We start from the raw sequence: 24,347 nt of genomic DNA, 5'->3' as shown, positions 1-24,347 counted from the left end.
ATGGAAAACTTTACATGTATATTATGTCCTAAGGGTTGTAGCCTAACAGTTGAAATGGTGGGGCAGGAATATGAGGTAAAAGGTAATAAATGCCCTAAGGGAAGGGAATTTGCAATAAACGAAATCAAGAATCCAAGAAGAAGTGTATGCTCAACAATAAAGACTACATTTGAAAAAGTTCCGAGATTACCGGTAAGAACAAATGGAGAAGTTCCACTAGAAGATATATTTAATGTAATGGCTGAGATAAACTCAAAATCTCTTGGCATGCCAGTGCATGCGGGTGATGTGGTAATAGAAAATGTGGGTGATACAGGTGTAAATGTAATTGCAACTTCTGATTTGTACTATTTATTGGGGGAGGAAAAGAATGAGTAGTAATGGGGGCTATATTTTAACTCTTGATTGTGGTACTCAAAGTGTACGAGCAATACTATTTGATGATAGTGGAAGCATAATTGGGAAAGAAAAGGTGGAATTTGAACCTTATTTTTCTAAGGAGCCGGGATGGGCAGAACAAGATCCAGATGTTTTTTGGAATAATTGTTGCACTGCCTGTAAAACACTAAAGATAAAACTACCTAAGGACTTTGAAAAAATTATTGGAGTTACAGTTACAACTCAAAGGGATACTGGAGTTATAGTTGATAGTGAAGGTAAACCACTAAGACCAGCAATAATATGGTTGGACCAAAGAATGGCAAAATGTGAAGAGCCGCTGGCATTTTATGATAATGCTCTTTTTAAGACTATTAGAATGGATAAGACAATTGAGATGACAAGAAGAAAAGCAAAATCCAATTGGATAATAGAAAATGAACCAGAATTATGGGAAAGCACACATAAATATCTTCTACTATCAGGCTATTTTATTTTTAAACTAACTGGTAAATTTGCAGATTCTATAGCAAGTCAGATTGGTCATATACCCTTTGATTATAAAAACCAATGTTGGCCAAAGTCTAAAATCAGTTATAGGTGGAAAATGTTTGGAATAGAAAGGGGGAAACTATATGATTTAATTGTGCCTGGAGAAATAATTTCAGGGATTACAGCTAATGCATCTGAAGAAACTGGAATTAAAGAAGATACACCGGTTATAGCAGCAGGTTCAGATAAAGGTTGTGAAACATTGGGAGTAGGGTGCCTAGACCCTTCTACTGCTAGCATGAGTTTTGGAACTACTGCCACAGTTCAAATTACTTCAGATTTTTATATGGAGCCTCTTCAGTTTATGCCACCTTATCCTGCATCTAGACCAGGATATTATAATCCTGAGGTGGAAATATTTAGAGGATATTGGATGATAAGTTGGTTTAAAAAAGAGTTTTGTGCTAGAGAAGTGGTAGAGGCTAAAGAAAGGGGAATATCTCCGGAGAGTATACTTAATGAAAAATTAAACGATATTCCTCCAGGATCTCAAGGTCTTATACTTCAGCCATTTTGGGGGCCGGGACTCAAGATGCTAGAGGCCAAAGGTTCACTTATTGGATTTGGGGATGTTCATACTAGAGCCCATATCTATAGAGCAATAATAGAAGGAATAAATTATGCTCTAATTGAAGGACTGGATAAGATAGAGAAGAAATCTAAAATAAAAGTAAAAACAGTAATAGTTTCTGGTGGGGGTTCCCAAAGTGATGCTATATGCCAAATAACTGCTGATATGTTTAATAGAACTGTGCTTCGCGGACAAACTTATGAAACTTCTGGACTTGGCGCAGCAATAAATGGATTTGTGGGTCTGAAAATATTTAAAAGTTATGAAGAGGCGGTAAAAAGTATGGTTCATTATACTAGTACCTTTAAGCCAGATAGTGAGAATACAGAAATATACAGAAAACTATATAAAAAAGTATACTGCAAAATATATCCAAAGCTAGAAAGTTTGTTCAAGGAAATAAAGAAAATCACTGACTATCCTAATATATAAAACAGTTTCAAGGGGGAATAAATTATGAGTAAAAAATACACAGGCTTTACACCAGATTGGTATGAAGAAACGGCCCCGGAAAAGTCTTATAGGTCCATTTTAAGATGGGGAAATCCAAAAGAATTTAAACATCCTAACTGGAGACTCTATAAGCTTATGAAAAGCACCTTTAATATGTCAGATGAGGATTTTAAACAAAAACAGAAAATGGGATTAGAAGAAGTTTCATTTAACTTGCAAATTGCACTTACAAGGAAGCAAATAGATTTATTTAAGGAAATGGTGGGTATAGAAAATGTACTTGAAGATGAGTATTCAAGACTTCAAGTAGCGTATGGAAAGACAATGCTTGACCTTATGAGACTAAGGGAAGGAATTGCTGAAAATGTACCGGACATAGTAATTCATCCAAGGGACAAGGAAGATATAAAAAAAATAGTGGAATATTGTAATAATGAAAAGATAAATATTTATGTGTATGGTGGAGGCTCATCGGTAACTAGAGGTGTTGAGTGTACAAAGTCAGGAATTACTCTTGATATGAGAGTTCATATGAATAAAGTAATTAAGTTTAATGAAATCAATCAAACAATAACTGTAGAAGCCGGGATGTCTGGTCCTAAATTAGAAGAGACGCTAAATAATGCAAAGCAGCTATTTAATGCAAAAAGAGCATATACTTGCGGACATTTCCCTCAATCCTTTGAATTCTCAGTGGTAGGGGGATGGGTGGTTACAAGGGGAGCGGGGCAAAATTCCACATACTTTGGGAAGATAGAAGATATGGTTATTTGTCAAGAATATGTTACCCCAGCAGGAATAATCAAAACTGAGGAATATCCAGCAAATGCAACAGGTCCATCCATTGATGAAATAATGATGGGTAGTGAAGGTGCATTTGGGATTTTAGTCTCTGCAACACTTAAAATATTTAAATATATGCCTGAAAATCAAAGGAAGTTTTCTTATATGTTTAAAAACTGGCAAGATGCTATGGATGCTGCTAGAGAAATAATGCAAGGTCAATTTGGTTTTCCATCTGTGTTTAGACTCTCAGACCCAGAGGAAACAGATGTGGCTATGAAACTCTATGGAGTAGAAGGTACACCTATTGAAAAAATCATGGAAATGAAAGGCTTTAAAAGTGGTGAAAAGTGCATGTTCCTTGGCTTTACTGATGGAGAAAAGGAATTTACAAAGGTTGTTAAAAAAAGTGTTCATAAGATATGCAAAAAATATGGTGCCATGTATACTACTAAATATGTAACGGAGGGCTGGGAAAAAGGAAGATTCAGAGATCCATACATGAGAGAAGACCTTCAAGACTATGGAATAATGACAGATACGCTAGAATGTAGTGTGACCTGGGATACTATGAAAGACGTACACGAAGGGGTAAGGAAGTATTGCAAGAGCAGACCGAATACTATATGCATGACTCATATGTCTCATGTTTATCCACAAGGAGCAAACTTGTATTTCATATTCATAGCAAAAATAAATAATATAAATGAATATCTAGATTATCAATATGGAATATTAGATAACATACAAAAATATGGAGCAGCAATGAGTCATCACCATGGTATTGGCAAGATGACTGCACCCTGGCTGGAAGATCAAATTGGGAAAAATCAAATGGAGGTGTATAGAGCACTAAAAAATCATTTTGATCCTAACAATATAATGAATCCTGGTGGAACTATTGGACTTGATTTACCTTGCGATAAAAAGAGGGTACCTGGGACTAGGATGCAGTAGTAACTTATAAAATTATGATTATATGTGAGTATTATTGCTACCATATAATGTTACTACACTCTAAATTTCCTTCTGAAGTCGTTAATATTGCAGCATCTCAGATAATGATTTAACAAATCTAATAATCTTAAAAAACAGATTGTAGCCTAGTAATCTGTTTTTTTTATTGATTTTAAAATATGCTAAATCGATTTCTAATATTGAGTTGTAGAATAACAGGTAACTGGATTTATCTTGTATTTTATCATGTTATGTATAAATTTGAAGGATATTTGCAATGTCTATAGAATATAAGCAGAGATTGTAAAAAGTATGATATACAAAAAAGAAGGAGATCGAATAATGAAGATAAATTCTAACATTAAGTTAAGAGGTAAAATTTTAGGTATATTTATTTCTATTTTAGTATTATTGAGTACACTTGTCTTAGTAATCGTTTATAAAGAAGTGAGTTCCCTAGCCTTTAAAGATATTGAAAGTCAATTGAATTCTACTAGTAATGTAGGATACTCTTTATTGTCTCAGAAATATCCAGGAGATTGGAAGGTAGAAGGAGGTGTTCTGTATAAAGGAGATAAAGTAATAAATGAGGACACGGATTTTGTAGATACTGTTAAAAAAAATACGGGTAATCTTGCCACAATATTTTTAGGAGATACAAGAATATCAACTAATGTTCTACAAAAAGATGGTACAAGAGCCCTAGGAACTAAGGTCTCTGCCAATGTAGCCACTATAGTTTTAAATAGTGGACAAGAGTATGTTGGTGAAGCTACAATACTTAATAGTTTATATCAAGCAAAGTATGTTCCAATTAAAGATGCTAGGGAAAAAGTAATTGGAATTTGGTTTGTAGGTGTTGATAAGGCGAGTATTAACAATAGTATTAACAATTTAATGTCAAAAATAGTAGCTATAAATATTATAGTTTTGATATTAGCAATTAGTCTTGTAGTTATTTTTGTAAATTCGCTAAAGAAAAATATAAGTATAATTTCTACGTCCTTAAATTCAGTAGCAAAGGGCAACTTAGATGGTGAGTGTATAGTAGAATCTAAGGATGAATTTGGTGAAATTGCTGAGTATGTTAATTCTATGATCTTAAATCTAAAGGAAATTATCCAAAAGATTCAGGGTAGTTCTAAGATGGTAGACTCTTCTTCCAATAATTTATTGGGCATTTCTAATGAAATGAGCTCTGTATCAGAAAATATAGCAAATTCAATTGGAGAAGTTGCAAGTGGGACCTTTACGCAAGCTAGTGATATGATGAACATTACTGCATTATTAAATAGTTTTGGAAGTGAAATAGATTTAATTGCGCAGAAAATCAGCAATGTAAATGAGTCTTCTGGCTACATAAATACTATGGCAAGTGAAAGCAATGAAGGAATGGAGTCTTTAGTAAGTTCAATTAAAAAGGTTAAGGAAGCTTTTGATGACTTTACCACTAGGTTTAATGTTTTAGGCGTTAATTTAAACAAGATTAACGAGATAACGGATTATATAAAGGCTATCTCCGACCAAACAAATTTATTAGCGTTGAATGCTGCCATTGAAGCTGCTAGAGCTGGTGAGGCTGGAAGAGGATTTTCTATTGTAGCTGATGAAATTAGAAAGTTAGCAGAACAATCCAATGAATCATCTCAGAGTATAAATGAACTTATTAATACTATTTCTATTGAAAATAAGATTATTATTAGATCTACGGATTTAATGAAATCAGAAATAAGTAATCAAGTTACTGCTATTAACTGCGCAACTGATTCTTTTAGAGGAATACTCGTGGCAGTCAGTGAGGTAATTCCTAGAATTGTGGAAGTCAATGATTCCATCTTAATTATAAATAAAGATAAAAATATTATAATTGATAAAATAGAATCAAGTTCTTCAGTTGCAGAAGAAATATCTGCTTCTTCACAGCAAATTGCAGCGGCTTCACAGGAGTTAAATGCTTCAGCGGAAGAAGTTTCTGCTACCTCATATATATTAAATTCTATGACTAAAGAAATACTAGAAATAGGTAATAAATTCAAGCTATAAAGTGAATAACTAAGGAATATATGAAAATAAAAAGCTGTCTCAAGAAAATTGAGACAGCTTTTTAAACACCTGATAAGTAAAAATATAATTAAAGATTTGGGAAATACTAAAGATGTTGGAAGTGGACTTCATGTGTTACAATAAGATGAAATTCGTAAAAAGGAGCAAATCGATGACTAATATATTTTACATTGTAACATTTTTAATACTTTTTTTTACACTCTGGATTCTAATAGAAGCTCAAGTTTATAGAGTTCGAAGGATTAAAGTTGTGAATAGCAGGATACCAAAAGGGTTTAGACATTTTAAAATCATTTTTATATCCGATATTCATTATGGAAGATTCTTTAGGTCCAAAAGGTTGATAAATGTAGTCAATAGAATTAATAAATTAGAGCCAGATATTATAATAATAGGTGGAGATTATTTAGATATTTCAGTAAAAAGTAAGAGAGATGTAAGTGAGTATTTATATAAAGAGTTTGATATATTAAGAAAACTTAAAGCAAAGTTAGAAATTTATACTGTTCTAGGAAATCATGATTATTATAATGGACGGGATGCGCTATTAAATGAAATTAACTCAAGTTCTTTTAAGTTACTTAAAAATACAAAGGAAATTATTAATATTGGCGAAGATAGTATAGAACTAATTGGGATAGATGATTTATTTGAAGGAAATCCAGAAGTTAATATGCTTAAAGAAAGAAGCAATGATTTTACTATCGCTATATCTCATAATCCTGATTTTTTCAGCGATTATAAAAACTTGATTAATTATGATTTAGGGCTATCTGGACATACTCATGGAGGTCAAATGAATTTTTTTGGATTATATGCACCATACACATCTTCTAAATATGGTCAAAAGTATTTGAAGAAGATAGTGCATGAGGAAAATAGAAATATAGTATTAACCCGTGGAATAGGCAATGGAATGCTGCCTATAAGATTTTTTGCTATGCCAGAAATTTTAGAAATTGTTTTGGAATAATAAGGAACTGATGCGGAAAAAATAATTTTAAAAGGAGTAAAAATGCAGAATTTTATTTTTTCACTTAACGTAGTTTTACCGCTTATAATAATGATGTGTGTGGGATGGGTACTAAAATATTTCAAGGTATGTGATGAGAATTTTTTTAAAACAGCAAATAAATTAACTTTCAAGCTTTTCTTACCGTTGATGTTGTTTAACAATATTTATTCAAGTGATATACAAAGCAGTTTTAATCTAAGACTCATTGTTTTTGTAGTATCCTCTATTCTTATAACTGTTATTTTACTAACCTTAATTATTCCAAGAATTGAGAAGAAAAATAATAATAGAGGAGTGTTAATTCAGGCACTTTTCAGGAGCAATTATATATTGTTTGGAGTGCCAATTTGTATGAATTTATTTGGACAAGCCGATTTAGGAATAACTTCAATGCTTGCTGTTTTTGTGGTTCCATTATACAATTTCTTATCCGTTGCAGTGCTAGCAATATATGCAAACAAGGAAAATAATGAGGGTAGGTCAATAAAAAAGACCCTTATGGATGTAGTTAAAAATCCATTAATTATTTCTTGTGTTATTGGTATAGCAATGGCTGCTACAGGTATAAAACTTCCCAATGTTCTTGAAAAAACTGTTTTAGACATTTCTAAAATAGCAACTCCTTTTGCACTTATTATATTAGGCGGAGATTTTGTGGTTGGTGATGCTCTTAAAAACATTAAATATATTATTTGGGTTTCTACATTTAAGTTAATTGTTATACCCGGAATTATTATTATCTCAGCGGTTTTGATTGGATTCAGACAGTTTGAACTTGGAGTTTTGCTTTCCATATTTGCATCACCTATAGCAATATCAAGCTATGTTATGGCACAGAATGTGAAATCAAATGATGAACTAGCGGGACAATTGGTAGCAACTAGTACAATTTTATCCTCTTTTACAATATTTTTATTTGTTCTTATTTTAAAAAACTACAACCTCATTTAGTATTATAACCATTTTTTCTTTTTGAAAAATAGGATTTGGAATATAGAACTAAAAATCATTATAAATATAACAATAAAGTAACTATATTTAGCACGTAGTTCGGGCATATTTACAAAATTCATGCCATAGATTCCTGTTATTATTGTGAGTGGCATCATAATTGTACTGATAATAGTTAAAACCTTCATTACTTTGTTCATGGAATTAGATAATTGCGAGGAATAAAGCTCTAAACAAGATGTAATCATTTCATGGTCAGATTCAATTAAATCATATATACGAAGTATATGGTCATATATATCTGAGAAATACAATCTGTGTTTTTCAGTTATAATATCATCATGTCTCAAAAGAGTATTTAAAACTTCGCGCATAGGAGAAACAACTCTTCTCAGCTTGATAACGCTTTTTTTTACTCTCATTATATTATTAAGAGTGATTTGAACAGGGTTGTTCATGGTTTCTTCTTCTAAAGTGTTAATTCTTTCTTCAAGTTTATCTGTTATAATAAACAATTGATCTATTGCTTCATCAAGAATATGATACAAAACAAAGTCACTTCCATTAGAAACAATATCTAACCCATTGTCTATGTCATTTATAATTTTTTTCACTGATTTATTTTCGCCGTAATGTATTGTTATAATATAGCCGGAGGTAATGTACACATATATGTTGTTATAAGAAAACGTATTATTTGGATGACTATCGGATGTAGTAATAATCAAAAAATGATAATCATTATAGTCAGTTATTTTACTTCTCTTAGTCTTATGAATGCAGTCATCAATAGTAAGATGATGAAACTTAAATTTATTTTTCAGAAACTCAAAATCACTATTAGTTGGATTATTTATATTAAGCCAAAACACTTCTTTAGTATTTGCTTTTTTATTTGCAAAAGCTTTTTCTATGGCGTCAAATTCATGCACTTCACTATTAATATAAGTAATCAATAAAATCACTCCCTTTTGAATTCTCAACCTCTTAGTCTCGCCTCTTAAATGGTTTTAATCTATACATTATAACATTATAAATCTATAAATTCAGAGGTTTATAAATTTTTTAGAAATATCATGTTAGTTTGTCTTTTATAGCAAATTAAGGGTATAATGTATATAGAACAATATTATTTAGATATAATATAACTTAGTGAAAAACACTAAATCAATTGGAGGTACGTACATATGTTAAAACAAACATTAAAAGATGATATTATTAAATATATGAAAAGTAAGGATAAGATAAGGCTAACTGCTTTAAGGACTTTAATGGCTGAAGTTAAATATAAGGAAATGGACTTAAAGAAAGAACTTGAAGACACTGAGTTAATTGGTATTATTGAGAAAACAATTAAACAATTAAATGAAACTCTTAGCTATGCGAAACAAGCTAATAATGTAGATATTATTACTGAAACAGAAATCGCTATTGAGCTGTTCACATTTTATATGCCAGTGCAATTTACTGATGAGCAGGCAAAGGCAATTGTCATTGAAGTTATTGCAGAAAATGCATTTAAGGGAAAGGGTGACATGGGAAAGACTATGAAGGCTGTTATGCCAAAGTTAAAAGGAAAGTATGATAGCAAGAAGATAAATCCTCTTGTAAATGAATTACTGGCATAAGAGAAAAAAATATGGTGGCTAAGGGCCACCATATTTTTTTGTTGCATATTCATTTATAAGACATAATATTATTAAATAATTTAAAGTGTTTTAGTATTTAATAGTAAACTTTTTTTACGGTTATATTCTTCTTCGTTTATTTCTCCAGCTGCAAATCTATTATTTAAGATATCTAAAGAAGTATTTCTAGATCCTATATTTTTCAAACTACCATTATGACCTTGATTATAAACTACAAACACAATCACTCCAATTATAATTATAGGAATTAGCATCATTCCAAACCAACCTCCCAACATATTATATCCATGGCCGCTTCTCATCATATTATATCCATATCCCATCATATCAATCTATCCCTTCTTTTAATTATTTTCTCTTAATATACATAGTTTACTACCCAATTGTGTTGCAATTATGAAGTAATAATGCCACATTGCTATTAGTGTAGGGGACATTATCTTACAAACAGAGTTTTTGAAGGATTTGAAGGTTATATAAGCTTTAGAGTAAATTGATATTTTTTGAATGTTATGTTATATTGTTAATGAAACATTGTTGATGCAAAATTAATGTATCGTAAATAATGATGTTTAGTGTTTGGAGGAAAATTAATGAAAATCGGAACAGTGAAATGGTTTAACACAGAAAAAGGATTTGGATTTATTGAAATTGAAGGTGAGAAAGATATATTCGTACATACATCTGCAATTCAAGATTCAAGAAAAAGCCTTGAAGAAGGCCAAAAAGTTCAATTCGAAACAGAAGAAGGCCCTAAAGGACTTCAAGCAATAGAGGTTTCAGCAATATAAATAATATTTATATTACAAAAAGCCACCTTTTATAAGGTGGCTTTTTTTGCGATTTGGTGGCTTAGTTCTTTAGAGACTATATCATGTTAAAAAAGGATTAGTGTAAAAAAGTATTATTGCGGTATAATAATAAGATAAAATAAATTGCTAATTATAAGTAGGGGGTATTATGAATTGGATAAATTAAGTCTTCAACGTAAAGAAATAGAGGAGGTTTATGGCAAAATAAGCCCATTTGAACTTAAAGATAAATTAATAAATCTTGCAGATGAATCAAAGAAAAGCGGTACGCATTCACTACTAGATGCAGGTAGAGGAAATCCTAACTGGATTGCAGCAACCCCAAGAGAAGCTTTCTTCACCTTTGGTCAATTTGCGATTGAAGAAAGTCGCAAGGTATGGAGTGAAAACGACTTAGCTGGAATGCCAAAAAAAGAAGGAATTACAGAGCATTTTACAGATTTTATAAAAAAACATAAAGATGCACCAGGAATAGAACTGCTTAGTAAAATGATTAATTATGGTATAAAAGTGAAAGGATTTAATTCCGATGAATGGATTTACGAATTAGCAGATGGAATAATTGGCGATAATTATCCAAACCCTGATAGGATGTTACATCATATTGAAAGTGTAGTTAATGATTATCTTATTCAGGAGTTAGGTTACGATGTATCCCCTCAAGCAAAGTTTAAAACTTTTGCAGTTGAAGGTGCAACGGCCGCGATGTGCTATATTTTTGATACATTAATTGCAAATAATATATTGTCAAAGGGAGATAAGATTGCACTTATGTCGCCAATTTTTACACCTTATCTTGAGATACCTCATTTACCACGTTATAATTTTGAAGTTATTGATGTCTTGGCTGATGAAATAGCAGAAGATGGCAGGCACACATGGCAATATTCTTCAAGTGAAATTGAGAAGATAAGCGATCCAACTATAAAGGCAGTATTTATAGTTAATCCAAGTAATCCAGCTTCTGTTGCAATGAGGCCAGAAACAGTAAAACAGATAAAAGACATTGTTAAAAATGATAATCCAGATTTAATGATTATTTCAGATGATGTATATAGCACTTTTGTAGATGATTACCGTTCATTAATGGTAGATTTACCATACAATACAATCGGAGTATATTCTTATTCAAAATACTTTGGAGTAACAGGCTGGCGTCTTGGAACTATTTCACTTTATGAAGACAATGTATTTGATAAATTATTAAGTCAGCAAGATGAAGATAAAAAGGGAAGAGCAAGAAGAAGATACGGCGGGATTTCTACTAATCCTGATAGCATTGCATTTATCGATAGAATAGTAGCAGATAGTCGTCAAGTAGCACTCAATCATACTGCAGGGTTATCAACACCACAACAAGTACAAATGGCATTTTTTTCGTTATTTGCTATAACAGATAAAGAAAATAGATATAAACAATTAACAAAAGATATCTGTCGTAACCGCAAAAGGCTTTTGTTCGAAGGACTAGGATTAGAGATAGAGGCAGATCCTTTCGATGCATCTTACTATGCTCAATTTGATTTACTGGAGTGGGCAGGCCGAAATAATAATGTGGAATTTATGCAATATTTACAAGCAAATTATAAACCAGTAGACATCCTCATACGTCTAGCAGAAAAATCTGCTATAGTGTTATTAGGTAGTAGTGGATTCAATGGTCCAGAGTGGGCTATTAGGATATCTCTTGCAAATCTTAATGATGAAGCCTATTCTAAAATTGGGGAAGTTCTTCATAAAGTATTGGAAGATTATTTAAAAGAATGGAATGAGTCTAAAACAAGGTAAACAAGCGATATATGCGTAGCTTTATCTAATTTATCTTATATTTTACCAATAAAAGGATGCTACTTGGTATGGACTGGCAAACATCCAGTTTCCTGATCTGGTTTTTCTACCCTCCTTCACAGTTATTATTGGCTTTAAGTGGAAATTCTAAAATTTAATAAAGCTGATGAATAAAAAAGCCGTTTAAAAAAATACTAACAGTAGGTATACAAGACAGAAATAAAAATTATAGGGAGGTAGTAAAATGAGTAAAAGAGTATTAGTACCAGGAGCAGTGGGAAAACTTGAAAAATTTAAAATGGAAGTAGCAGAAGATATGGGACTAGGTAACTTTGAAAGCAAAAGTGTATATATGGGAGATGTTCCTAGTGGAATTGTAAATAAGATAAAGAATTCAGGTAATGTTGGTGGAGAGATGGTAAGGCGAATGGTAGAAGCAGCAGAAAAAAATATGGTGAATAATAAGTAAAAACAACATAAGAAATCACAAAATATAAGCAGATATTGCTATCTGCTTATATTTTCATTCCCTTTTTTGTTCTAGTAAATTTTTTCTATACTTACTTCATAATTACCCTCTGGAGCTATAACAATGCAAGTAGCACCAAGGGATTTTTTATATATTGCCATTCCAAGTGGAGATTCAATACTTATATTCATTAATTCTGGGTCAGTCTCTACTGTGGATACAAGACACACTTTCTCAATTTCATCTGTATCAAGAAATTTAATATCAGCCTCGCCGCCAAGACCTAGATGGTCATCATTACTGTAGTCTTCAACTACTGTAGAGCTTCTAAGCAATTCTTGAATCTTAATGACTCTATCATTATTGGTTGCTTCATCATCTTTAGCTGCATCATATTCTGCATTTTCACTTAAATCGCCATGGCCCTTTGCTTCTTTAATTGCTGCTGTTATTTCTTTTCTTTTTTCTCCTGTGCGCAGTTCTAATTCTTCCTCTAATTTTGCTACTCCGCTAGGTGTTAATATTGTATTTTTCATAATTTTGTCACTCCTAACAATTTTTAAGTATGTAATTTTATTCCTATTTTTATATATTAGCCAAATTCTGTTAAGTTAAATATAGATAAGACAATAAAGAATTATTATATCATATTTTTGGTGAAAATATTTAATGAAATTTTAAAAATCGATAATTTAAAAGAATAAAAACATATGATATACTAGAAAGTAGTTAAAGGAATGGTTGATTTTCAAAATCCAAACATTTTTTATATATATTTTTGATATGGAGGATATTTTTTATGAATCAAACAAAAGAATTAGGAACAGAAAGTATAGGAAAACTACTTTTCAAGTTTTCTATACCTGCTATAACGGGAATGATTGTTAATGCCTTATATAATATTGTAGATCGAATTTATATAGGACATATTAAAGGAGTAGGATCCTATGCACTGTCAGGACTTGCTATCACCTTTCCCATATCAGTTATTATAATGGCTTTTGGTATGCTTGTTGGTATAGGCGCTAGTGCTGTAATATCAATAAGATTAGGGGAAAAAAAGAAGGAAATCGCAGATGATATTTTGGGAAATGCAGTGATACTCATAATAATAATATCATTAGTAATTAGCATACTTGGAATATTGTTTTTAAACAAACTTTTAATCTTATTTGGGGCAAGCGAAAATAGCATTCCCTATGCAAAAGCTTATATACAAATCATACTAATGGGGGCCGTTTTTCAAAATATAGGCTTTGGTATAAATAACATAATTAGAGCCGAAGGTAATCCAAAAATGGCAATGATTACAATGGTATTTGGTGCAATTATTAATATTATCTTAGATCCAATATTAATATTCGGTTTTAATATGGGAATTCAAGGTGCTGCAATAGCAACCGTAATTTCTCAAGCGTTTAATACACTATGGGTGCTTAAATATTTTACCTTTAAAAATAGTGGAAGCGTACTTAAAATAAAGAAATCTAATTTAAAGCTTCATAAATATATTATAAAGGATATTTTTGCTATTGGTATGGCGCCTTTTTCTATGCAAATTGCATCAAGTCTTGTAGTTATTTTATATAATAAAGGTCTTTATGCTTATGGGGGGGATCTTGCAATAGCGGCCATGGGGATATTAAATAGTATATCAATGCTAATTTTTATGCCCATATTTGGTATAAGTCAAGGAATTCAGCCTATAATAGGTTTTAATTATGGAGCAAAATCCTACCCCAGAGTTTTAAAGGTTTTGAAGTATGCCATAGCTTTCGGCACTGGTATTGCTATAATTGGGTTTATCACGGTACAACTATTTGCCAGGCCTCTTATTGGTATTTTTGTAGGTAACAACCCTGACCTGATTAATCTAGGTGCACGTGGACTTAGAATTGATTTAATCTTTTTACCTATTTTAGGGTTTCAAATTTTAGGAGCAAGTTATTTTCAAGCAATAAATGAGGCGAGAACCTCAATGATTTTGAGTATTTTAAGACAGGTCATAGTATTAATTCCTCTTATTCTTACACTTCCATTATTTTTTAAGTTGGACGGATTATGGCTTTCACAACCTTGTGCAGATTTAATTGCTACGGCATTAACAGCATTTTTTCTTTACAAAAGCATTAATAAACTTAAATAGTGCCACCCACGTGGCACCAATTTTTCTATTTTCTAATACCATAGCCACCATAGATAGTTTTAGTATCTGATAGGGATATTACAGCTTTAATATTTGAATTGGTTATTAATCGTAATACTTTAGATTTTCTTTTTCTTTTAACATGTAATAAAAGTATTTTTTTAGCTTCTTTTAAGCCCTCAGCATCCATAATAGTAACACCTACATTCTCTGATCTCAATATTTTAGCTAATGTTGGTCCATCTTTTTCAGAAACGATTGCTTGTATGGTTATGAGTCCTAGTGCTAGTTTTTCTTCTAAAATGCAACCAATATAATTTCCACAAGCAAATCCTAATGCATATGCTACCATTTTGAAGGGTTCCTCATTTATTCCAATAAGTACCGTGGTAATTAAATATAACCATATAATTACTTCGAAAAAGCCGATAAGTGAACCGAAAAATTTTTCACCCCTAGTTATCAGTACTGTTCTAACTGTGGCTAAGGAAACCTCAATTATTTTAGCGAGAAAGATGAGGATGTAAATAAACATATGCAGCGCTCCTCTATTAAAATTTATAGTTTGTAACTGTTCTATTATATTATAAAATTTGATTCATTAAAAGGGTTTTATCCACACCTATTGAGGAAAGTTAATATATATTTTTATTATAAAAATAACTGTAAAAATAACATGGGAAATAGACAAATAACAAGATACTAAGTAACATATTAAACTACTCATTGTATCTTGTCATTTATCTAGATATAAAGTTCCTATCTAATTTTAAAACATCACTGTCTAAACAAAATCCTGCATAAATTCACTGATTTTATTTAAATCTATTTCCAAATTTATAAGTGGTTTACCATCTCTTAAAAAATCAATTTTATCATGGAAATCAGGTTTGATTTCTTTGTATAAAATTCCAAGTGGAATTTTATCATTCCATTCCATGGATTTTTCAATAGCTTTAAGCTTATTAGTTGGATCATAACCTTCTTCCAATTTATATACTCTTTTATTGTACCACTGGAATGTATTAATTTTATTAAAACTTACGCAGGGTTGTAGAATATCTACAAGTGCATAGCCCTTGTAATTTATTGCTTCTTCCATTATGCGTTTAAGGTGTTCCTTGTCGCCACTAAACGCCCTTGCTACGAAGCCCGCACCTAGAGAAATGGCGAGAAGCATTGGGTTCATTGGAGTATTATTTGAGCCATATGGTTGTACGTCAGTTACATGTCCAACATCAGTTGTAGGAGATGCTTGTCCTTTTGTAAGCCCGTAAATCTGATTATTATGAACAAAATGTGATATATCTACATTTCTTCTTATATTATGAATAAAATGATTTCCGCCCTCACCATAGGAGTCCCCATCTCCAGTATCTATTATTACCGTCATATTCTTATTAACAATTTTTGCAGCCGCTGCTGGAGGTAATGCTCTTCCATGGAGACCAGAAAACCCATTAGTATTTAAGTACTGGGGAGTTTTAGCTGCTTGACCTATACCACCAACAATAAGTACCTCATGAGGCTTTTTACCAAGAGAAATAAGGGTTTCTTTTAAAGCATCCAAGATAGCATGATCACCACAACCTGGACACCAAGCTGTTTCAAATGTTGAAATACTACAATCTTTCACTTTACTTTACCTCCTTTAGCTTATTATATATTTCCTCAGCCGAGATTGGCCTTCCATCATATTTTAAAATACTACTGTTGAACTCAATACTTGTATTTTCTCTAATAAGTGAAGCCAATTGTCCAGTAGCATTTTGTTCAATGTTAATAAGTTTTTTTGCCTTTTTTGAATTTTCTTTAATTGAATTTTCTGGGAATGGCCAAACATCTCCAAATATTAATGCAGAATATTTAGTCCTACCATCTTTATTTAGAAGTTTTATTGCTTCCTTTATAGGACTATATAGAGAGCCCCAACCAATAAGCAAGGTATCAAAGTCATCTTTCCCAATAAATTCTGGTTCAATTAATTCCTTTTTTAAAAGTTCCATCTTTCTTAATCTTTTATCATTCATTTGAACTCTAACAGATGCAGATTCAGTTATATGTCCATATTCATCGTGCTCATCACTATCCACCATAACAGAATTATGTGATATGCCACCTGGAATTATTCTTGGAGAAATTCCCGTTTTTGTTATTTCATACCGCTTATATTCTCTGCCGTCTAAATATTCATCATCACTTAAATATCTCTCGTTTTTAACTGAGTTAAAATCAAAAGGTTTTATAGTTCTCTGGCAATCTGCCAGATATTGATCACCTAGAAGTATAACAGGTATCTGATATTTATCAGCCAAATTAAATGCTCTTATAGTTTGATAAAATGAATCTTCTGGATTTTTTAATGCAATAACCATTCTTGGAAATTCTCCTTGTGAACAGTTGATAACAAATTTAAGATCGCTTTGTTCAGTTCTTGTAGGGAACCCTGTGGTTGGACCTGGTCTTTGAATTTCTGCCACAACAAGGGGTACTTCAAGCATGCTGGACAATCCTAGTGCTTCTACCATTAGAGCAAAACCTCCACCTGAAGAGCCTGTCATGGCACGAGCACCGGCATAAGATGCACCAATAGCCATATTAATGGCTGCTATTTCATCTTCAGCTTGTTCCACTACGATTTCAGCCTGTTTAATTTTAGAAGAAAGGTAGTTCATTATACTTGTAGAAGGTGTCATAGGATAGGCTGAGTAAAATTTACAGCCAGCGGCTAAGGCTCCTAAGGCTATTGCTTCATTTCCATTTATTAATATACTATTATCTTCGCTTTTAACTTCAATAGGAAATTTAGAATGGGTTAATTTATATCCCTCTTCAAAAGCAAGTAAATTTTGCTTTGCAATTTCTGGGCTAAATGTTTCATTGAGTAATTCTTCAACAAATTTTAAATCGAGCTTGAAAAGATTCATGATAGCACCAAGTGCAACATTACCAAATACTCTTGGATTTCCAATTTTTTTTGCTATAGTTTTTAGGGGTAATCTAATTACTCTATCATCATTATATTCAATCTCCTCATCAACAATAATGAAGCCACTTTCATTAAGGTTATCAATGTGAAGGGAGATAGTATCGCTGTTTAAAGCAATTATTCCATCAATTTTATCGCTGTGAGAGTTTATTTCTTCGTTACCAAAGCGAATCTGAAAAAAATTATGTCCCCCTCTAACGCGTGACATGTAATCCTGTAGTGTGAAAGCATCAAACCCTTTTCTCTTAAGTAGTTTTACAAGTACTGAAGCAATAGTCTCCATACCTTGACCGGCGGCGCCTCCAATTAGAAGATTATAAATCATAAAATCAGCTCCTTTTTATTTTTCTTTTTTATAAGTTTACAGAAATACTTATAGTTTGAATTTCATTCACAAACAAATGTGCTTTTGTAGAAAGATTTAGAATAGTATGTTTACATACTAGCATTGGCTACATTACATTTCAATGTTTTTGACAATTAATTTATTTAAATTAATATTTCGCAATTATTAAACTGGCAATGATGGTATAATATTTTTAATATTATTTGATTATTTTAATTATAAGAAAAGAGGGTTAATATGAAGAAAAGGACAGTCCTGTTGTTTTTTGCAATATTGATATTTTTTAATAGTTTTTACTCAAACGCTTTTTCTTCTCTTGAACATAAAAATAGAGTATTATTTATAAGTTCTTATAATTCATCCTTTCCAGTTTTTTTTCAACAAATAGATGGAATTAAATCAGTTTTAACAGATGAGGATTTTATAATAGATTTAGAATTTATGGATAGTAAAAGATTTTTTAAAGGGGAAAACATTAATAACTTTTATAATTTAATAAGATATAAAATAAAAAATAATCCGCAAAAGTATGATGCAATTATTGTAGGGGACGATAATGCTTTTGATTTTGCTATGAAGTATGAAAATGATCTATTTAAAGATATTCCTATTGTTTTTTTTGGCATAAATGATATTGAAAAATCCATAAAATCAAAGAAAAATCCTATGTTTACTGGAGTAGCAGAAGCCGTTTCTGTTGAGGATACCTTGAAGGTTGCCATGAAGGTAAAGCCCAATGCTACAAAGGTTGTTGCTATAGGAGACTCTACGGAAACTAGTATTCAAGATGTAAAGAGCTTTTATAATGAACAAAAACATTTTACTAATCTTGAATTTTCAGATATAAATTTAGGCGATTTGACTATTGATGATTTTAAAATCAAGTTAAGAAATATAGACAATAATACTATCGTAGTTTTTATTGCTGCGTTTAGGGATTTAAATGGAAATGCAATTGATTTTGAAACAGGAGTTAGCTTTGTAGCGGATAATTGTAGACAACCTTTATTTGACCTATATCTTCATGGTATAGGAAATGGCCTTTTAGGCGGAAAGGTTGTTAGTCATATAGAACAAGGAAAGACTGCAGCTGAAATGGTGAAAAAAATACTTTCTGGAACTAAAATAGCGGAGATACCAGTTCTAGAGAAAAGTCCTAATAAGTATATATTTGATTATAATCAGTTGAAGAAATTTAATATTAAAGAAGATATACTACCAGTGGGTAGTATATTAATAAATAAAGAGATATCTTTTTACGAAAATTATAAATATTATATATGGGCTATTTCTATTGTTTTTTTTATTATGGTAGTTTTTATTGTATATTTATTGATTAATATTAAATTTAGAAAAAAAGCTGAGTTAGGGTTATTAGAAGCTAATATGGAACTAAGCGCTACCTATGAAGAGTTAGAGGCATCTTCAGAAGAACTCAGTGCACAATACGATGAAATTCAAATGCAAGATGAAATATTAGTTAGTGCTAAAGAGAGTTATAGGTTAATATGTGAGGCTAGTACAGGCGGAACTTGGGACTTCAATATAAAAACAAATACAAGCGTGTTTACAGATAGCTGGTATAAAGAATACGGTTTTTCAGACGGATATGTATTTAAAATAAAAGACTGGGTGGAGCACATACATCCTGAAGATAGGGAGATATTTTTAAATTATAAAAGATCCATTAAAGAAAGTCTCCAAGATAAGCATTCTTGTGAATATAGGATTCAAGCAAGTAATGGGGAATATAGGTATTTTATAGAAAAGTGTATAGTTTTACGTGATAATAAGAACATAATTCAACGTATTGCTGGCTCGCATACAGATATAACAGACAAAAAGCTTCAAGAGCTTAAAATTGAGAAACTGGCATACCATGATATTTTGACAGGACTTCCTAATAGAACTTATTTAACTAAAGAGTTAAATTCTATTTTTATAAATCTAAACAAAAATTATTTTTGTGGGGCCATCATTTTTATTGGTTTGGACAATTTTAGTCTTATAAATGAATTTTTCGGACATGAAACAGGGGACAAGTCGCTTATTTATATAGGTAACAGATTTCAAGAGACCTTTGAAGAGTGCGATAAGGTATTTGTATCTAAATTTGGTGGTGACGAATATGTTATTCTTATTGAAGAATTAATTGGTGATGCGGACATCACAGAATATATTAAAAAGGTCTTAGAAGTATTTGAAGAAAAGGTTGTAATTGAGGATAATGAGCTTTATATAACCATTAGTATGGGGATAGTGTTATTTCCAAAAGATGGAGACACAGTAGAACAACTTTTTAAAAATGCTGACGCAGCATTACATAAGGCAAAAGAATTAGGAAAAAACTGCTATAAATTTTTTGATTATTCTATGAGCGAAAGCATAGGCGATAAAATATTGCTACAAAGCAGTATAAGAAAGGCATTAGAAAATAACGAATTTGTTTTATATTATCAACCACAGATTGACGTAATAACTGGTAAGTTATGTGGATATGAGGCATTAATAAGATGGATAAGCCCAAAGCATGGCTTTGTACAACCAGATAAGTTTATAAAGCTCTCAGAAGAAAATGGATCAATTGTGCCCTTGGGTAGATGGGTACTTAAACAAGCTTGTGAGTTTTGTAAGAAAATTAATGTTAATGAGGATGATAAATATGTTATATCAGTGAATATTTCCGCTATTGAACTTATGCAATATGAATTTGTTGATAAGGTTAAAGATATTATTAACAAAAGTGGAGTTACTCCAGAACTTATTGAAATTGAAATTACGGAATCTTCACTAATGGAATCCTTTGATATGAATATTGAAAAACTTAATAAGCTAAAAGAATTTGGTCTAAGTATAGCTATGGATGATTTTGGAACAGGGTATTCATCATTAAAATATTTAAATTTATTGCCTATTGATACCCTGAAAATAGATAAATCCTTTGTGGATGATATAGAAAATAGTAGTACTAACAAAAATTTTATTGATATTATTATTGTGCTGGCACATAGAATGGGACTCACGGTTGTAGCAGAAGGAGTTGAAACAGAAATTCAGAAGTCAGTGCTTACAACACAAGGATGTGATAAAATACAGGGCTATTTCTTTAGTAAGCCTTTGGCTGAACCCGATGCATTAGAATATAAAAAAAACTTTAAATAAGGGTATCAATAAGCATTGGTATAAGGAAAGGAGAATTAAGATGATATAAATATCATCTTAATTCTCCTTTCAGTTATTTATTATATAAATCTGTATTTTCAAATTTATTACCCACAATAGTTCCCAGCGATACATCAATAATACTACGACTTAAAGAACCTTCTAACTCTTTAAGCTGAAAATTTGATATGGTATCATTCCAAATCACCGTGTAGACAGTAGATGAAATTTTTATATAATCGCCTTCATATACATCTACTTCATTATTATCAGTTAAGTATACCCATTGAAGCAATTCATATTCCTCAATGGGTCGCCAAGGCACGCCAGGAAGTTTAAGTGCAGTTGGGACTGAGCTTTTTGCATCGAAAGTCATGCCTTGTAGTTTATGCATTTTCTGCCTATAATTATCCCAAGCTTTAAATTTTAATTGATTCAATTTAAGTTACCACCTTTTTTGTTTGAAATAAAACTTATTATTTTGTCAAATTCATCAATGTTATTTATAAGTTTTTTAAAAATTCAAGAAAAACCTTCAATATTTTTCTGAATAATGCAATAATATATATTTATCTAATCTTTGGCTCAATTTTAATACATCCTTATGATTTAAGCCTTTTAATGAGATAAGGGTTTCTAATTCTTCTCTAAGTTTTTCTGTAGCAAGTATAACATCACCCACTAATATTATTCCTTTCTGAATTGTTATAATTTCCATAAATACAAATTATACTATAAACCCATTAGAATACTGTTATAGTAACGTATAATGATTTTTTATGCAACAACTCCATCCATAAAGGTTACATGAAAATAGGAAATTTGATCTCCGCTTATATATACGTTAATATGTTTATATTTAAGGGGGTAAAAATAAATATAAACATATTAAAACTTCAAATGCCTTCATATTAGCAAATAGAGAAGGCTTTATAAAGAGATTTTATTAATTTCTAATTCTATACCTATGTAATTTATCAATAAAATAGATAGGTATAGAATTAGGTTATATTTTAAGCGTATTTAAAATATGGTATAATGTAAAAAGACAAGGGGGGGTATAATATGGACCATTTTTATGAACAACTAATAACCACATCTAAAACAGGCTTTTATAAAACCGTAAATGGAGCAATGTTTGTATTTGCATTTATGGGACTAGCATCCTTTTCCACAAATTTAATTTTGGTGGTAATTTTACTGGCACTAGCAGTAGCATGTTATTTTTACAAGCAAAAATTGTTTATAGAGTATGAGTATCAATTTACAAATGGAGAAATTGATATAGAAAAGATTATAGAAATGAAAAAAAGAAGTAAAGTGGTTACTTTTAATATGAAAGAGGTGGAATTAATAGCACCAGATGGGAGTGCTGCTGTAAAAGATTTTTACAACAAACCCAATACTATAGTAAAGTGCTATCCTACTACAGCAAAAGCAAAAGTCTATGTTGCAATGGTTACAGAGGGAAACAATAAAATGCAATTGATGTTTGTGCCGGATGAGAAGTTTTTAGACCTTTGTTATAAAACTAACCCAAGGGCAGTGAAAAAGCAATAAATAGATTCGGAAAGTAGAATATACGTTTAAAGGAGTAGGCATTATGGTTGACTTAAAAAGCATGAGCAATAAGAAGAAAGTTGAATATATCTGGGAATACTATAAACTACATATTATAGGAGTTTTAGCTGCCATATTTATAGCAGTATCCTTTATCCATGGACAAATTACAAGAATAGATTATGTTTTTAATCTTGCTTTGGTTGGAAACAATGTAGATGAGAATAAGAAGACAGAGGTAGAAAAACAACTTACCAATATTGTCATCAAAGCGGGGGAGCGAAAAAAGCAGGCAAGGATAGAGGTTATTCCACTTGAAGGTTCAAGTAAAGCCAATGCTTTAATGTCAAACGGAAATACGCAGAAGTTTATTGCTGAAATATCGGTTGGGGAAATCGATCTTGTAGTTTTAGATAAAAGTATGTTTGAGTCTTTTGTTAAACAAGATATGTTTTCAAGATTGGATAATATAAGAGGGCTTTCCTTAACCTCCATAAAAAATAAAAAAATTGAAGCTATGGGAAACGGTAATATTAAGGCTGTGTATGCTATAGATGCAGGAGATATTAAAATAATTAAAGATATGGGATTTGATACAGAAGGTATGGTAATTGGTATTATTAGTACATGTAAACAAAAGGAGAAGGCAGCGACGGTAATTAAATGGCTGCTAAATAAATAGCAAACGTAAAAGATGGTAATGGGGGTTAAATTGTAATTTTATCCGTTAAATGATACAATGTGTTCATAAGTAAGGATAGTTAGAAACAATAGTTAGCTTTATAAATAAATATTTTAAATTCATGAAGGGGGTGAAGTCTGTGTTAGTATATAATAATATTGGTTATACATTTAAAAAACATTTAAAAACATCTAACATAGGACTAGGTAAATTTACTCTTGTGAAAGTTAATATGAAATTGAATTATAATTTAATTAAAAACACCTAGAAAGTGATATGTGCTTTCTAGGTGTTTTATTTTATGCTATCCTAAGCTAAAAAAATATGTGCAATTAAAAGGAGAATAATAATGAATAAAAGTGAAATTATAATTAAGGGATTACCTGTTAAGACAACTAGGCTAGAAAATGGGGACGTTAATTTGCTTTTTAAAGTAGGCACTTATGATAATTCACAATCAATTTATAGAGTAATTGTAAAAAGGGATTATTGGAGAGATGCAGTAATAGGTATGAAGGATGTAAATTACTTTGTGATTAAAGGGGAATTGAAAGCCTGTGTAAATAGTAAAGGTACGCCTTTTATTTCAGTAGAAGCAACATCGATTAAAATATTCCATTTGTTAAAAGATGAGAATGGACAAATAGATTTAAATTATGAAATGCCAACTGGAACTGATGAAATAATGGATATTTCAAAGCTAGTAAATGAAAATGAAGATCTTTCAATAAAACGTTCAAAAAACAAAGCAATAAATTTTATGAAAAGTAATAACAAATTTAGCAAACCAATTATTGTTAAAAAAGGAAGCCTTGTAATAGTGTCAGGATATGATGAATATGCTGCAGCACTGGAACTTGGAATAAACAATGTACCAGTTTCATATGTTGAGAATTAATAAGTGGGAATAGAGAATGTTTATAGATTTGTGTAAATAATTTTAGACAAGTATATTTCAACTGAAATTAGTATGGGAATTCACTCCTGTACTAATTTTTTATTTTTATGGTAATACTAATA

The 24,347-nt window shown here is 31.0% G+C and carries 24 protein-coding genes; 16 read left to right on the top strand and 8 right to left on the bottom strand.

Going from position 1 to position 24,347, the window contains the following annotated elements; genetic code table 11:
- The 6 genes from KPL50_RS17325 to KPL50_RS17300 all read left to right on the top strand — a co-directional run bounded on the left by KPL50_RS17325 (position 1) and on the right by KPL50_RS17300 (position 7,724).
- A complete protein-coding gene (locus KPL50_RS17325; RefSeq protein WP_216299801.1) occupies positions 1 to 378 on the top strand; it encodes a DUF1667 domain-containing protein in 378 nt (125 codons plus the stop codon).
- Complete coding sequence (locus KPL50_RS17320; RefSeq protein WP_216299800.1) at positions 371 to 1,933, top strand: FGGY-family carbohydrate kinase; 1,563 nt, start codon at positions 371 to 373, stop codon at positions 1,931 to 1,933. Before KPL50_RS17325 ends, KPL50_RS17320 begins: the two co-directional genes overlap by 8 nt.
- Before the next feature lie 24 nt (positions 1,934 to 1,957).
- Positions 1,958 to 3,694 (top strand): FAD-binding oxidoreductase, encoded by a 1,737-nt coding sequence (locus KPL50_RS17315; protein WP_216299799.1) that lies wholly within the window; start codon positions 1,958 to 1,960, stop codon positions 3,692 to 3,694.
- Positions 3,695 to 4,036: 342 nt separating this feature from the next.
- Positions 4,037 to 5,737, top strand: a complete 1,701-nt coding sequence (locus KPL50_RS17310) for a methyl-accepting chemotaxis protein (protein ID WP_216299798.1) — start codon at positions 4,037 to 4,039, stop codon at positions 5,735 to 5,737.
- Between the two features lie 172 nt (positions 5,738 to 5,909).
- Complete coding sequence (locus tag KPL50_RS17305; protein WP_216299797.1) at positions 5,910 to 6,731, top strand: metallophosphoesterase; 822 nt, start codon at positions 5,910 to 5,912, stop codon at positions 6,729 to 6,731.
- Between the two features lie 42 nt (positions 6,732 to 6,773).
- Positions 6,774 to 7,724 carry an AEC family transporter gene (locus KPL50_RS17300; RefSeq protein WP_216299796.1) on the top strand — a complete coding sequence of 317 codons (951 nt, stop codon included), beginning with the start codon at positions 6,774 to 6,776 and terminating at the stop codon, positions 7,722 to 7,724.
- Between the two features lie 2 nt (positions 7,725 to 7,726).
- Here KPL50_RS17300 and corA read toward each other — a convergent pair whose 3' ends face one another.
- Entirely contained in the window at positions 7,727 to 8,680 is a 954-nt protein-coding gene (corA, locus tag KPL50_RS17295) for a magnesium/cobalt transporter CorA (protein WP_216299795.1), read from the bottom strand.
- Positions 8,681 to 8,911: 231 nt separating this feature from the next.
- Between corA and KPL50_RS17290 the strand changes: the two genes are divergently transcribed.
- The gene (locus tag KPL50_RS17290) at positions 8,912 to 9,352 is read left to right on the top strand and encodes a GatB/YqeY domain-containing protein (RefSeq protein WP_216299794.1); all 441 of its coding nucleotides are present in this window, start codon (positions 8,912 to 8,914) and stop codon (positions 9,350 to 9,352) included.
- 80 nt (positions 9,353 to 9,432) lie between these two features.
- On the opposite strand, the gene KPL50_RS17285 is transcribed toward KPL50_RS17290, so the two are convergent.
- A complete protein-coding gene (locus KPL50_RS17285; RefSeq protein ID WP_253200680.1) occupies positions 9,433 to 9,699 on the bottom strand; it encodes an SHOCT domain-containing protein in 267 nt (88 codons plus the stop codon).
- Positions 9,700 to 9,966: 267 nt separating this feature from the next.
- Between KPL50_RS17285 and KPL50_RS17280 the strand changes: the two genes are divergently transcribed.
- The 3 genes from KPL50_RS17280 to KPL50_RS17270 all read left to right on the top strand — a co-directional run bounded on the left by KPL50_RS17280 (position 9,967) and on the right by KPL50_RS17270 (position 12,442).
- Entirely contained in the window at positions 9,967 to 10,164 is a 198-nt protein-coding gene (locus KPL50_RS17280; RefSeq protein ID WP_216299793.1) for a cold-shock protein, read from the top strand.
- Between the two features lie 174 nt (positions 10,165 to 10,338).
- Positions 10,339 to 11,973 carry an aspartate 4-decarboxylase gene (gene aspD, locus KPL50_RS17275; protein WP_216299792.1) on the top strand — a complete coding sequence of 545 codons (1,635 nt, stop codon included), beginning with the start codon at positions 10,339 to 10,341 and terminating at the stop codon, positions 11,971 to 11,973.
- Positions 11,974 to 12,217: 244 nt separating this feature from the next.
- On the top strand, positions 12,218 to 12,442 hold the full coding sequence (locus tag KPL50_RS17270) for an alpha/beta-type small acid-soluble spore protein (protein ID WP_216299791.1): 225 nt from the start codon (positions 12,218 to 12,220) through the stop codon (positions 12,440 to 12,442).
- A 71-nt stretch (positions 12,443 to 12,513) separates the two neighbouring features.
- Here the strand turns inward: KPL50_RS17270 and greA are convergent, their stop codons facing one another.
- Positions 12,514 to 12,978 (bottom strand): transcription elongation factor GreA, encoded by a 465-nt coding sequence (gene greA, locus KPL50_RS17265; RefSeq protein WP_216299790.1) that lies wholly within the window; start codon positions 12,976 to 12,978, stop codon positions 12,514 to 12,516.
- A gap of 263 nt (positions 12,979 to 13,241) precedes the next feature.
- On the opposite strand from greA, the gene KPL50_RS17260 reads away from it, so the two are divergent.
- Positions 13,242 to 14,588, top strand: coding sequence for an MATE family efflux transporter (locus KPL50_RS17260; protein ID WP_216299789.1), 1,347 nt, complete (start codon positions 13,242 to 13,244; stop codon positions 14,586 to 14,588).
- Between the two features lie 25 nt (positions 14,589 to 14,613).
- Here KPL50_RS17260 and KPL50_RS17255 read toward each other — a convergent pair whose 3' ends face one another.
- The 3 genes from KPL50_RS17255 to KPL50_RS17245 form a co-directional block, all read right to left on the bottom strand.
- Positions 14,614 to 15,123, bottom strand: a complete 510-nt coding sequence (locus tag KPL50_RS17255; RefSeq protein WP_216299788.1) for a DUF2179 domain-containing protein — start codon at positions 15,121 to 15,123, stop codon at positions 14,614 to 14,616.
- Positions 15,124 to 15,372: 249 nt separating this feature from the next.
- Positions 15,373 to 16,224: a 2-oxoacid:ferredoxin oxidoreductase subunit beta gene (locus tag KPL50_RS17250; RefSeq protein WP_216299787.1), complete on the bottom strand. Its 852-nt coding sequence runs from the start codon at positions 16,222 to 16,224 to the stop codon at positions 15,373 to 15,375.
- 1 nt (position 16,225) lies between these two features.
- Positions 16,226 to 17,902: a 2-oxoacid:acceptor oxidoreductase subunit alpha gene (locus KPL50_RS17245; RefSeq protein ID WP_216299786.1), complete on the bottom strand. Its 1,677-nt coding sequence runs from the start codon at positions 17,900 to 17,902 to the stop codon at positions 16,226 to 16,228.
- A 258-nt stretch (positions 17,903 to 18,160) separates the two neighbouring features.
- On the opposite strand from KPL50_RS17245, the gene KPL50_RS17240 reads away from it, so the two are divergent.
- Positions 18,161 to 21,085, top strand: a complete 2,925-nt coding sequence (locus tag KPL50_RS17240) for an ABC transporter substrate binding protein (protein ID WP_216299785.1) — start codon at positions 18,161 to 18,163, stop codon at positions 21,083 to 21,085.
- 73 nt (positions 21,086 to 21,158) lie between these two features.
- Here the strand turns inward: KPL50_RS17240 and KPL50_RS17235 are convergent, their stop codons facing one another.
- Both KPL50_RS17235 and KPL50_RS17230 read right to left on the bottom strand, forming a co-directional pair.
- Positions 21,159 to 21,524, bottom strand: a complete 366-nt coding sequence (locus KPL50_RS17235; protein ID WP_216299784.1) for a YopX family protein — start codon at positions 21,522 to 21,524, stop codon at positions 21,159 to 21,161.
- A gap of 96 nt (positions 21,525 to 21,620) precedes the next feature.
- Positions 21,621 to 21,803 carry an aspartyl-phosphate phosphatase Spo0E family protein gene (locus KPL50_RS17230; RefSeq protein WP_253200679.1) on the bottom strand — a complete coding sequence of 61 codons (183 nt, stop codon included), beginning with the start codon at positions 21,801 to 21,803 and terminating at the stop codon, positions 21,621 to 21,623.
- A 347-nt stretch (positions 21,804 to 22,150) separates the two neighbouring features.
- Here KPL50_RS17230 and KPL50_RS17225 point away from each other — a divergent pair, with 347 nt between their 5' ends.
- From KPL50_RS17225 to KPL50_RS17215, 4 genes are all read left to right on the top strand, one after another.
- Positions 22,151 to 22,645 carry a DUF6106 family protein gene (locus tag KPL50_RS17225; protein WP_216299783.1) on the top strand — a complete coding sequence of 165 codons (495 nt, stop codon included), beginning with the start codon at positions 22,151 to 22,153 and terminating at the stop codon, positions 22,643 to 22,645.
- Between the two features lie 43 nt (positions 22,646 to 22,688).
- Positions 22,689 to 23,327: a hypothetical protein gene (locus KPL50_RS17220; RefSeq protein WP_216299782.1), complete on the top strand. Its 639-nt coding sequence runs from the start codon at positions 22,689 to 22,691 to the stop codon at positions 23,325 to 23,327.
- Between the two features lie 139 nt (positions 23,328 to 23,466).
- The gene (locus KPL50_RS27530) at positions 23,467 to 23,595 is read left to right on the top strand and encodes a hypothetical protein (RefSeq protein WP_290443250.1); all 129 of its coding nucleotides are present in this window, start codon (positions 23,467 to 23,469) and stop codon (positions 23,593 to 23,595) included.
- Between the two features lie 81 nt (positions 23,596 to 23,676).
- Complete coding sequence (locus tag KPL50_RS17215) at positions 23,677 to 24,225, top strand: hypothetical protein (RefSeq protein ID WP_216299781.1); 549 nt, start codon at positions 23,677 to 23,679, stop codon at positions 24,223 to 24,225.
- The last annotated feature ends 122 nt before the right edge of the window (positions 24,226 to 24,347 follow it).

Source organism: Clostridium sp. CF012 (genome assembly GCF_018861755.1).
GTDB lineage: Bacteria > Bacillota > Clostridia > Clostridiales > Clostridiaceae > Clostridium_AD.
The sequence above is the reverse complement of the archived record's forward strand: the minus strand, read 5'-3'. Positions and strand labels throughout refer to the sequence as shown.